This is a genomic window from Clostridium sp. DFI.5.61 (assembly GCF_024462915.1).
In the GTDB taxonomy this organism is placed as follows: domain Bacteria; phylum Bacillota; class Clostridia; order Oscillospirales; family Oscillospiraceae; genus Lawsonibacter; species Lawsonibacter asaccharolyticus.
The window spans coordinates 1-11,136 of the sequence record NZ_JANGBZ010000080.1; the positions used below are offsets into that span (position 1 = coordinate 1).

General features: G+C 65.9%; 10 protein-coding genes. 1 reads left to right on the forward strand and 9 read right to left on the reverse strand.

Annotation, left to right across the window (positions count from 1 at the left end; translation table 11 throughout):
- Positions 1-41: 41 nt before the first annotated feature.
- From NE584_RS18135 to NE584_RS18175, 9 genes are all read right to left on the reverse strand, one after another.
- A complete protein-coding gene (locus NE584_RS18135) occupies positions 42-1,004 on the reverse strand; it encodes a glycoside hydrolase family 25 protein (RefSeq protein WP_157954710.1) in 963 nt (320 codons plus the stop codon).
- Positions 1,005-1,175: 171 nt separating this feature from the next.
- Entirely contained in the window at positions 1,176-2,252 is a 1,077-nt protein-coding gene (locus NE584_RS18140; protein ID WP_256183422.1) for an alpha/beta fold hydrolase, read from the reverse strand.
- Between the two features lie 147 nt (positions 2,253-2,399).
- Positions 2,400-4,790, reverse strand: a complete 2,391-nt coding sequence (locus NE584_RS18145; RefSeq protein WP_108981565.1) for a homocysteine S-methyltransferase family protein — start codon at positions 4,788-4,790, stop codon at positions 2,400-2,402.
- A complete protein-coding gene (locus NE584_RS18150) occupies positions 4,777-5,454 on the reverse strand; it encodes a methionine synthase (RefSeq protein ID WP_108980520.1) in 678 nt (225 codons plus the stop codon). Before NE584_RS18150 ends, NE584_RS18145 begins: the two co-directional genes overlap by 14 nt.
- Before the next feature lie 5 nt (positions 5,455-5,459).
- Positions 5,460-6,326: a methylenetetrahydrofolate reductase [NAD(P)H] gene (metF, locus tag NE584_RS18155; protein WP_050623405.1), complete on the reverse strand. Its 867-nt coding sequence runs from the start codon at positions 6,324-6,326 to the stop codon at positions 5,460-5,462.
- Positions 6,327-6,358: 32 nt separating this feature from the next.
- Positions 6,359-6,874: a hypothetical protein gene (locus NE584_RS18160; protein ID WP_108980519.1), complete on the reverse strand. Its 516-nt coding sequence runs from the start codon at positions 6,872-6,874 to the stop codon at positions 6,359-6,361.
- Positions 6,875-6,892: 18 nt separating this feature from the next.
- A complete protein-coding gene (locus tag NE584_RS18165) occupies positions 6,893-8,521 on the reverse strand; it encodes a gamma-glutamyltransferase family protein (protein WP_108980518.1) in 1,629 nt (542 codons plus the stop codon).
- A 15-nt stretch (positions 8,522-8,536) separates the two neighbouring features.
- Positions 8,537-9,010, reverse strand: coding sequence for a pyridoxamine 5'-phosphate oxidase family protein (locus NE584_RS18170; protein WP_108980517.1), 474 nt, complete (start codon positions 9,008-9,010; stop codon positions 8,537-8,539).
- 43 nt (positions 9,011-9,053) lie between these two features.
- Positions 9,054-9,812 carry an exodeoxyribonuclease III gene (locus NE584_RS18175; RefSeq protein ID WP_108980516.1) on the reverse strand — a complete coding sequence of 253 codons (759 nt, stop codon included), beginning with the start codon at positions 9,810-9,812 and terminating at the stop codon, positions 9,054-9,056.
- Between the two features lie 198 nt (positions 9,813-10,010).
- Between NE584_RS18175 and asnA the strand changes: the two genes are divergently transcribed.
- Positions 10,011-11,024, forward strand: a complete 1,014-nt coding sequence (gene asnA / locus NE584_RS18180) for an aspartate--ammonia ligase (RefSeq protein WP_050623399.1) — start codon at positions 10,011-10,013, stop codon at positions 11,022-11,024.
- The last annotated feature ends 112 nt before the right edge of the window (positions 11,025-11,136 follow it).

Consider the following 11,136-nt stretch of genomic DNA (forward strand, 5'->3'; position numbering starts at 1 on the left):
CCCCCCCCCCCCCCCCCCCCCCCCCCCCCCCGTCTCTTTCTCTATTCTTCCCCATGCTGAGGCTTTTCGTCAAACTCCCGGAAGGCCAGATTCATGTCCACATTTCCCTCGATCCCGGGCACCGAGGCGGTGTGGGTGTACTGCCACAGGTCGAAGTGGTAGAAGAAGCTGGGGCGGGCGTTATACTCCGCCAGCCAGAAGGTATAGTCGGTGAGCCGGTCCAGCTGGTAGGACAGATAACCCAGGTCCTGGTTAAAGTAGACCACCGGGTGGTAGCCCGCCTCCCGGATCATATCACAGAAGGCCCCGGCGCAGCGTGTGATGGCCTCCGGCTCCATGCCGTCCGTCCGGGCGGTGTCCCCGGCAATGAACTCCCAGTCAAAGGCCACGGGGTAGGTCACATCGTACCCCTGAATGGCGTCCAGGACGTACTGCGCCTCCTCCTCCGCCTCCCAGACGCTGACGGCCTGGGAGAAAAAGTAGACCCCCACCTCCAGGCCAGCGTCCAGCGCCCCCCGGAGGTTCTGCTCAAAATTCTTGTCCGGCATGATGACCCCCTGGGAGTATCCCCGGTACCCCAGCCGGATCATGGCAAATTCCACTCCCGAATCCGCTACCTGCTGCCAGTCGATCTCCCCCTGATAAGCGGACACATCGATGCCGATGGCCGCCTGCTTTCCATCCTGCTCATAGGTGAGCCAGCCCCGATCATTGACGGAGAAGCCGTCTGACACATAGCTGTTCACCGCCACCCCTTCCAGGACGGGGAGCTCCCGGTCCCGGTAGGAGATGGTAGGGGACTCTGCTCTCTCCCCTGGCTCCTGTGGGTCATCCTCCCCCGGCGGCAGTGTCCGGTACAGCGCCAGACAGGCCACCGCCAGGGCGACGACCGCCAGCACCAGGGCCAGCTTCCCCACCCAGCCCCCGCTCCGGCGGGGCGGCTCCACCCGGGACGGGCGCCGCTCCTCCTCCCGCTCCTCCAATGGGATCAAGGTCTCTGCCATAATAAACTCCTTTCCGGCTCCGCACGCGGATTCGACTTTTTTCTGTTCCGATTATAGCAGACGGGACAGGAGGGCACAAGGGGCTTTCCCTTTCAGCCGCGGGCTCCTCCTCCGGGCCCCGGAGTCCGGAAAAAAGCGGGAGCCGGAGAGGCCCGCTCTCCGGCTCCTGTTCTATCGTCCCAGCCCCTGGCACAGCTCAAAGAGATCGGTGAGGGCGGGGGGCAGTTCCCCGGTGGCCAGATACTGCTCAAAGCCCAGGGCGTGTCCTGCGTCAGGGTAGATGTGGACGGCGAGGTTGTCCTTCCCCAGCCTCCGGAAGGTCTCCTGGATGGCCAGGGCGTCCTCCGCAGGGGTGTTGGCGTCCCACCTCCCCTGGAGGATATGGATGGGCAGGTCCAGACGGGGCAGGGTCTCCCGGTTGGGGGGAAACCTCCGGTGGCCCCGGAACCAGTTGGTAGTGAGGGGGACTGGGTAGTGTTCCCAAAGCCATTCGTCGTCCCCCGCCTCGATGGCCCGGAAGATCTCCGCCCGGCTCCCGGCATACACCGCCTCCAGGTCCGCCGGGGTGATCCGGCCGTCCCCGTCCAGGTCCAGCCCGGAGAAGGTCGCCTCCAGGGCCTCCCGCACCGCTCCCGGCCCCGTCTCAAACTCCTCCCGGGAGATGCTCCCATCTCCGTCGGCGTCAAAATACTGGCAGAGCATGGTGTACAGCCCCAGCCCCCGCTGCTGCCAGTCCAGGGCCTCCTCCATGGTCCCGTTGGCGTAGCCCGCCAGCAGCAGTCCGGCCAGGGGTACCGCTCCCCCTGCAGCCACAGCCGGAGCGATCATGGTCCCCTCGCTCCACCCCAGCAGCAGGAGCTCCGCCCCAGCACAGCGGGGGTGGGCCTGAAGGAGGGCGGTCCAGTCCTCCAGGTCGGCCACACAGGTCTGAGGGGTGTAGGAGCGGTAGACTGCCCGGTCCACTCGGCAGTAGAGTGGACCCTGATTCCCATCGGTGTACCCGCGGGTGCTGTAACAGAAGAAGCCCAGTCCCCGGCCGGCAAGCTCCTCCCCAAAGAAGCCGCAGAAGCTGTACGTGGTCCCGTCTCCCCGGTCCCGGAAGGTGTTGCAGGTCTGGGGGCCGGAGCCGTTGACCTGGACCACCAGCCGGGAGACGACGCCATCCCGGGGCAGATACAGCTTTCCCTCCAGCTCCTGCCCGTCCCGGGCCCGGAGCCTCATGTCCTCTGTGACAATGTGTGGTTTCATGGCCTTCGCCTCCTCTCTGTCCGGAGGATAGCAGATCCCTGGCTCACACGCAAGGGGATGGGAGCTGTCAGGCCTTTTTCCGCCGGTAAGCGGCACAGAAAGGCCGGGAGGACGGCTTGACAGCCCCTCCCGGCCCCATTGCGGTCGTTACCCGATGACCCGCTTAGCGATGTCCACGCTCTCCTTGGCATCCCGGGCGTAGAAGTCCGCCTGGATCTGGGACGCATACTCCGGGGTGAGCACCGCCCCCCCCACCATGATCTTACAGGGCAGGCCCTCCAGATGGAGCAGGGTGATGGTGTCCGCCATGCTCTTCAGGGTGGTGGTCATCAGGGCGGACAGCCCCACCAGAGGGGCCCGGTGCTTCCGCACCGCCTCCGCCACGGCGGCTGGGTCCACGTCCTTCCCCAGGTCCACCACGGTGTAGCCGTAGTTTTCCAGCAGCACCTTGACGATGTTCTTGCCGATGTCGTGGATGTCCCCTTTCACGGTGGCCAGCACGATGGTCCCCCGGTCCTCCCCCTGGCCCGGCTGGCCGGACAGGCGCTCCCGGATGACCTCGAAGGCGGCCTGGGCCGCCCCTGCAGACTGGATCAGCTGGGGCAGGAACACCTTTCCCGCCTCGAAGGCCGCCCCTACTCGGTCCAGGGCGGGGATGAGGACGTTGTCCACCACGTCCAGGGGGGCCCGACTCTCCAGCAGGGCCCGGGTGGCCTCCCCCGCCTCCCCCTTCAGGCCGGCCTCCACGATCTCCTCCAGGCCCCGCTTTTCCCCCGCTGCGGGGGCGGCGGTCATCCCGGCCGCGCTGGTGATAGAGGTGGAGACGGTGGCGTTCCCGTAAGCGGCGATGAATTCCCGGGCGTCGGTGTCGATGTTCATCAGCAGGTGGTAGCACCGCACTGCCGCCATCATGGCGTCCACATTGGGGTTGAGGATGGGCAGGTCCAGGCCGGCGGCCATGGCCATGGTAAGGAAATTCTGGTTGATCAGGGGCCGGGCGGGCAGTCCGAAGGAGATGTTGGACACCCCCAGCACCGTCTTCAGGCCCAGCTCTCCCTTCACCCGCCGCAGGCCCTCCAGGGTCTGGGCGGCGGCTTCCTGCTCAGCGGAGACGGTGAGGGTCAGGCAGTCGATGTACACATCCTCCCGCCGGATGCCATAGGACAGGGCCCGGTCCAGGATACGGCGGGCCACCGAGAGCCGGGCGTCTACCGTCTTTGGGATGCCGGTGTGGTCAAGGGTCAAGCCCACCACCGCAGCGCCGTACTTCTTCACCAGGGGGAGGATGGCGTTCAGGGTCTCCTCGTCCCCGTTCACCGAGTTGACAATGGCCTTGCCGCAGTAGACCCGCAGGGCTCCCTCCAGCACCCGGGGGTCGGTGGAGTCCAACTGGAGGGGGGCGTCGGTGACCCCCTGGAGGGCCTTCACCGTGCGCACCATCATCTCCGCCTCGTCGATCTCGGGCAGACCCACGTTCACATCCAGGATGTCGGCCCCCGCCTCGGTCTGGGCCAGGGCCTGGTTCAGCATGTAGTCCACATCCCCCCGGCGCAGGGCCTCTTTCATCAGCTTTTTGCCGGTGGGATTGATCCGCTCCCCGATGACCCGCACCCGGTCGATGGGCACGGTGCGGGTGCCGCTGCACACCGCCGCGGGCACCTGCCGGGGCACCTGGACGATGGTGCAGCCCGCCAGTTTCTCCCGCAGCAGTGCGATATACTCCGGCGTAGTGCCGCAGCAGCCGCCGTACAGCTTAACGCCCAGCCCGGTCAGCTCTGCCATGCTCCCGGCAAACTCCTCCGCCGTAATGTCATACCCCGCGCCCCCTGGGTCGGGCAGGCCCGCATTGGGCTTGATGGCGATAGGCAGGGTGGACCACCGGGTCAGCTCCCGCACCAGCGGGGGCATCTCCCGGGGGCCCAGGGAGCAGTTCACTCCGATGGCATCTGCCCCCATCCCCTCCAGGGTCAGAGCCGCAGAGGCCGGGTCGCAGCCCAGGAAGGTGCGGCCCCGCTCCTCATAGGTCATGGTGACGATGACGGGCAGGCTGCTGTTCTCCTTAGCGGCCAGCAGGGCGGCCCGGGCCTCCTGGAGGTCGGTCATGGTCTCGATCAGGATCAGGTCCGCCCCGGCCTGGACACCGGCGCGCACCGTCTGGGCAAAGATATCCACCGCCTCCTCAAAGCGGAGGGTGCCAGTGGGCTCCAGCAGCTGGCCGGTGGGCCCCACGTCCAGGGCCACTAAGGCCCTCCCCCTGGCCGCCCGGCGGGCGATCTCCACTGAGGGAGGGACCACCTCCTCCACGGTGCGGCCGGTGCGGCCGAGCTTCTCCCGGTTGGCGCCGAAGGTGTTGGCGCACAGGATCTGGGCCCCCGCCTCCACATAGGCCCGGTGGATGTCCTCCAGCCAGTCCGGGTGTTCCAGGGCGGCCAGCTCGGGCCACTCCCCTATGGACAGGCCCCTGGCCTGCAGCATGGTGCCCATGCCGCCGTCCAGCAGGACGGGGCCCGGCGTATTCAGCAATTCACGAAATTCCACAGTGTCCACCTGACTTTCGATACTGGCAGCTCTCCCGGGCGGGACAGCCCAGACAGCTACGCACAGTTGGTTGGATGGGTCCGTCGGCCGCCCCCAAGATAGCGGTCACCGACTTGCGGGGGGTGAGGATGTGGCTGGCGCTGGCGCACAGCCCCACCCGCCGTGGGGCGTCCAGCAGGTCCAGCAGGGGGTTCTGGAGCTCCAGGGGCAGGTCCCCATACCCCGGGCTGTACCGGAAAGGGAAGGAGCAGCCGGGGAAGTGCCCCTGGAGCTCCAGTTCGATCTGGTCGCACATCTGCTCCACCGCGGCGGCGGCGGAGCAGTCCAGGGCCAGGGCCCGCAGCATGTCCCCGCTCTCCCAGCGGCGGATCAGGGCGTCCACCTGGGCGGACAGGGTGGCGCAGAACACCGCCGCCCGTCCGCACCCCCTCAGGTGGCGCTTCAGGTCCTGCCCCGGCAGCAGCAGGCCGCAGGACAGGCGCACCCCGTCCGCCTCCTCTGCGATGTCGAAGGCCCTCCAGGCCCAGCGGGGCCGGGCGGCGGCGCATACGGCCCGCCCGCACTCCTCCACCAGGGCCCGCAGTTCCGGCCCGGCCTGGCTGGGCGGGGTCCCCATGTAGCGGAGCACCTCGTCCAGGTCCAGTTCCCCCAGGGCGATTGGCATGGCGCTCACACCCGCCGGATGGCGGAGACGCTGTCGCTGATCTGCCTGGCCACCGCAGGGTTGTTCATGGTGTAAAGGTGGATGCCGTCCACCCCGGCGGCCACCAGGTCGGAGATCTGGTCGATGGCATAGGCGATGCCCGCCTCCCGCAGGGCCTCCGGGTGGTCGCCGTACCGAGCCAGGATGCGGGAGAGCTTCCGGGGGATGGAAGCCCCGCACAGGGATACCATCCGCTCGATGGACTTCTGGTTCAGCACGGGCATGATGCCCGCCTCGATGGGCACCGTGATGCCCGCGATGCGGGCCCGCTCCAGGAAGCGGAGGAAGTCCTCGTTATCAAAGAAGAGCTGACTCACCAGATGCTGGGCGCCGGCGTCCACCTTCTGCTTGAGGTAGCGCAGGTCGCTTACCGCGTCGGGGCTCTCCGGGTGCCCCTCAGGGTAACAGGCGGCGGACACACCGAAGTCCCCCCGCCGGCGGATGAAGGCCACCAGCTCGTCGGCGTGGAGGAACTCCGTCTTTGGGGGATAGTCCGGGTTCCGGTCCCCCCGCAGGGCCAGTACGTTCTCTACGCCGTCTGCCTTCAGGTCATAGAGCAGCTCGGTCACCTCCCCCCTGGTGGCGGTGATGCAGGTCAGGTGGGCCATGGCGGGGATGTGGTACTGCTTCTGGATGATGGCCGCGATCTCCCGGGTGGACTGGTTCACCTGGGAGCCACCGGCTCCGAAGGTAACGCTGATAAAGTCGGGTTTAATATCCTTCAGCCCGTCCAGGGTCTGATAGATAGTGTCCACGGGGCTGTCCTTCTTGGGGGGAAACACCTCACAGGAAAAGACGGTCTTCCCCTTTCCGAATAATTCTGCTATTTTCATGGCTGCTGCCTCCTTGATCAAAATTGAGATTTTCAGGGATGGACCATACACAAGGTCCCCTCCTGGGGCATTCGGTCATCCCACTCGTAGGTGACCAGGTACTCCGTTCCCGGCTGAAGGAGCTCCCATGCCAGCTGGGGGCACCACAGTGTGATCTCATACCCCTCCGGATGCCGGATCACCGCCTGCAGCCCCTGCGCCGGCACAAGGACCGTCTCTGTGACCTGGGCCAGAACGGTGGCGGTGGAGCGGTGGGATTGCTCGATCAGATAGCCCCACTGCACCGCCAGCAGGACCGCCAGGGCCCCACAGAACGCCAGCTCCCGGCGCAGTGTCTTTCCCCGGGCCCCTTTCACCAGCGTAATGGCCAGCCAGACCGCGGTGGTCAGGGCAGACACATAGGGGAGCATAGACAACAGCTCATGGGCCCCATAGCCGATCACCTCATAGATAGCGTATCGGGAACAGACCGCATCAAACAGGTAGGCCACCCACAGCAGGGCGCCGGAGAGGAGAATAATGATCCGGATCAGGCCGCGCTCTTTCACAAGATCTCTCCTCTCTCTTCACCAGGCCGCTACCGTGCCGTCGCACCGGGGCTCGGTGCCGCCGGCCAGGGTGCCGTCCTCCATCCGCCAGATGATCTGCCCTCGGCCCATGTCCAGGTTGGAGTTGCAGATCTCCACCTGGTGGCCCATCTCCGCCAGGCGCAGGCCGATGTGGGCGGGCACCTCCCGCTCCAGCTGGATGCGCTTCCCACCGGTCCACTGCATCCGGGGAGCGTCCAGGCACTCCTGGGGGTTCATGTGGTAATCCACCGTGTTCACCACCACCTGCACGTGGCCCTGGGGCTGCATGAAGGCCCCCATCACGCCGAAAGGACCCACCGCCGTCCCTTCCTTCATCAGGAAGCCGGGGATGATGGTGTGGTAAGACTTCTTGCCGCCGGCCAGGCAGTTATCGCTGCCCTCATCCAGGGAGAAGTTGGCCCCCCGGTTCTGGAGGCAGATACCGGTGCCCGGGATGCGGATGCCCGCACCGAAGGTGGTGTAGTTGCTCTGGATGAAGGAGACCATGTTGCCCTGGGGGTCCGCGGTGCACAGGTAGATGGTGCCGCCGCAGGAGGGGTCCCCCGCCTGTGGCAGCAGGGCCCGCTCTCCGATCAGGGCCCGCCGCCGGGCAGCATAGTCCTCCGAGAGCAGGTCGGCCACCCGGGTCCGCATGTACCGGGGGTCCGCCACATAGGTCCTGGTGTCCGCAAAAGCCAGCTTGATGGCCTCCAAAATCTTATGGTAGGTGTCGGCGCTGTCCCGCTCCTGGGAGAGGGGCAGGCCCTTCAGGATATTCAGCGCCATCAGCACGGTGATCCCATGGCCGTTGGGCGGGATCTCGCACACGGTGTAGCCCTTGTAGTCCGCGGTGATGGGCTCCACCCACTCCGGGCGGTAGTCCTGGAGATCCCGCTCCTGGAAAAAGCCCCCCGTCTCCCGGCTGAAGGAGACCATCCGCTCCATCAGGCTCCCCCGGTAGAAGCTCTCACAGCTGGTGGCTGCCAGCTCCTCCAGAGTGTCAGCGTACTCCGGCCAGCGGAAGATCTCTCCCGCCCGGTATGGGGTGCCGTCCGCCTTCATCATCCGCTCCCACCAGGGGCGGTGGGGGGCCGGGTCCCGCTCCATAGCCCGGCCGATACGGGGGCCGTCCAGTGCCCACTGGACCGCCACGTTCACCGGCACAGCCACCCCCTCCCGGGCGTAGGAGGCCGCGGGGGCGAACAGCTCTTCAAGGGGGCGGGTCCCGAAGCGCCGGTTGAGCTCTGCCCATCCCCCGGGGGCGCCGGGCACCATGGTGGGCAGCCAGCCCTCTTTAGGCATCTCCCCGAAGCCCCGCTCCCGCACCAGGGCGGCGGACAGAGCTGCAGGGGACACGCCGCTGGCGTTCAGGCCGTACAGCTTTTTCTCCCGCTCCACCCAAACCAGGGCGAAGCAGTCCCCCCCGATGCCGTTTCCTGTGGGCTCCAGCAGGGGCATGGCGGCGGCCATGGCCACCGCCGCATCCACGGCATTTCCCCCGGCCTTCATCACATCCAGGCCGACCTGGGCCCCCAGGGGGACGGAGGTACAGGCCATGGCCCGGCGGGCGTACACCACGCTGCGGCGGGAGGGATAGGCGTATCTGTGGGGATCAAATAAGACCATTTCGGCTACCTCCTCTCAGTTGGCTGGGCTGCGCTTGCCCGTCCAGCGCTCCGCCCAGATGGCAAAGACGGATACCCGGGCCACGGCGGGCTCCGGCATCTCCCAGTTTCGCCCGGTCATATGGCGCATAATGGCGTTGAGGGCCTCATATTTCTCCTGCGGCTCGGTCAGCTCCCGGATGGTCCCGCTGCCCATGATGCTGCGGTAGGCACAGCTGTAACTGCACGCCTGCTCCGCCGTCATCAGCTGGTGGCCGCAGTCCATCTCAAAAGCCACCGCCCCGCCCCGGCGGAACGCCGCCGCCTTCCGCCCCTCCCGGGCCGAGTGGAGGTAGAGGGTCAGCTGCCCCTCTGTCAGGTCGTAGCCGTAATTCACAGGGACGATGAACATCCCCTCCGCATCCTGGGTCCCGATCCGCACTGTGTTGCAGTCCCGCAGGATCTCCTCCAACTGCTCCAGGTCTTTGACTTCCTTCTCCGCTCTGCGCATATCCAGATCCTCCTTATCTCCTTCCGGTCCCGCCCCGGGGCACTCAGATGTCCAGCTCCAGCAGTACCGGGCAGTGGTCGCTGCCCTCCACCGTGGTCAGGATCTCCGCCCGCTTGATCTTGTCCCGGAGGCGGTCAGAGACGATGAAATAGTCGATGCGCCACCCCGCGTTGTTCTTCCGGGCGTTGAAGCGGTAGGACCACCAGGAGTAGATCCCCTCCGTGTCCGGGTAGAGATAGCGGAAGCTGTCTGTAAAGCCGGAGGAGAGCAGGCAGGTCATCTTTTCCCGCTCCTGGTCGGTGAAGCCGGCGTTGTTCCGGTTGGTCTTTGGGTTTTTCAGGTCGATCTCCCGGTGGGCCACGTTCAGGTCCCCACAGTAGACCACCGGCTTGTGCCGGTCCAGGGACATGAGGTAGTCCCGCAGGTCGTCCTCCCACTCCATGCGGTAGTCCAGCCGCTTCAGGCCGTCCTGGGAGTTGGGGGTGTAGCAGCAGACCAGATAGAAGCCCTCATACTCCAGGGTGATGAGCCGCCCCTCGTGGTCGTGCCGGTCCTTGTCCATACCGTAGGCCACAGCCACAGGCTGGTGGGGGGTGAAAACGGCGGTGCCGGAGTATCCCTTCTTCTCCGCAGAGTTCCAGAACTCCAAGACCCCTTCGTTCAGCTCCACATCCGCCTGTCCCTGCTCCATCTTGGTCTCCTGAAGGCAGCAGAAGTCGGGTGCCTCCTGTCGGTAAAAGTCCAGAAACCCCTTTTTCAGGCAGGCCCGCAGGCCGTTCACATTCCAGGAAATGAATTTCATAGGCATCTCCTCTCTCCCTCCGTCGGAACTTTGGATGGACCCTATTATACAAAGACGTGCCCCGCTTGGCAAGAACAGATTGATTTTTCCGCCCTTCTCCGCTATAATAGAAAAATCTGTATGTGCTCACCAGGCGTTCCATCCCGGCTCTGCCGGATGAGCTTCTGTTCCAAATCCCTTTCAAAAGGAGTATTCGACATGGGAAAAACCGTCATTCCCGAGGGATACCGCTCCCTCCTCAGCCTCTATGAGACCCAGAAGGCCATCAGCCTGCTCAAGCGTCTGTTCGAGGACCGCCTCGCCGGTGCCCTGCGCCTGCACCGGGTATCTGCCCCCCTGTTCGTCTCCGCCTCCTCCGGCCTCAACGATGACCTGAACGGGGTGGAGCGCCCCGTCTCCTTTGAGATCAACCGGGTGGAGGACACCGCCCAGGTGGTCCACTCCCTGGCCAAGTGGAAGCGCCTGGCTCTGAAGCGCTATCAGTTCCACCCCGGAGAGGGGCTCTACACCGACATGAACGCCATCCGCCGGGATGAGGAGCTGGACAACCTCCACTCCGCTTACGTGGACCAGTGGGATTGGGAGAAGATCATCACCCAGGAGGACCGCACCCGGGACTATCTGAAGCAGACGGTAAACGCCATTGTCCGCGCTCTCGTGGATACCCAGTCCTTCCTGCGCTCCGTTTTCCCCCAGCTGTCCGCCCTGCCCGAGCTGCCTGGCCAGGTCACCTTCGTCACCGCCCAGGACCTGGAGGATCTATACCCCCAGCTCTCCCCCAAGGAGCGTGAGAACACCATTGTCCGGGAGCATGGTGCGGTGTTTCTCATGGGGATCGGCGGAAAGCTGAAGTCGGGTCAGCCACATGACGGCCGGGCCCCGGACTATGATGACTGGAACCTGAACGGCGACATTCTGTTCTGGGACAGCGTCAATGGCCAGGCTATTGAACTCTCCTCCATGGGCATCCGGGTCAGCCCAGAGTCCCTGGACCGCCAGCTCACCCTGGCAGGCTGTGACAGCCGCCGCTCCCTCCCCTTCCACCGGATGCTGCTCAACGGTGAGCTGCCCTTGACCATGGGGGGCGGCATCGGCCAGTCCCGGGTGTCCATGCTGCTGCTGGGCAAGGCCCACATCGGTGAGGTGCAGAGTTCCCTGTGGGACCCCGACACCGTCCGGGCCTGTGAGCAGGCCGGCGTGGTGCTGCTGTGACGGAGCATCCTCGCTGCCCTGAGCTCCCAGACGCGCTCCTTGCAGAAGTTTTACCCCAGAAACGAGAGGGGGGGGGGGGGGGGGGGGGGGGGCGGGGGGGGGGGGGGGGGGG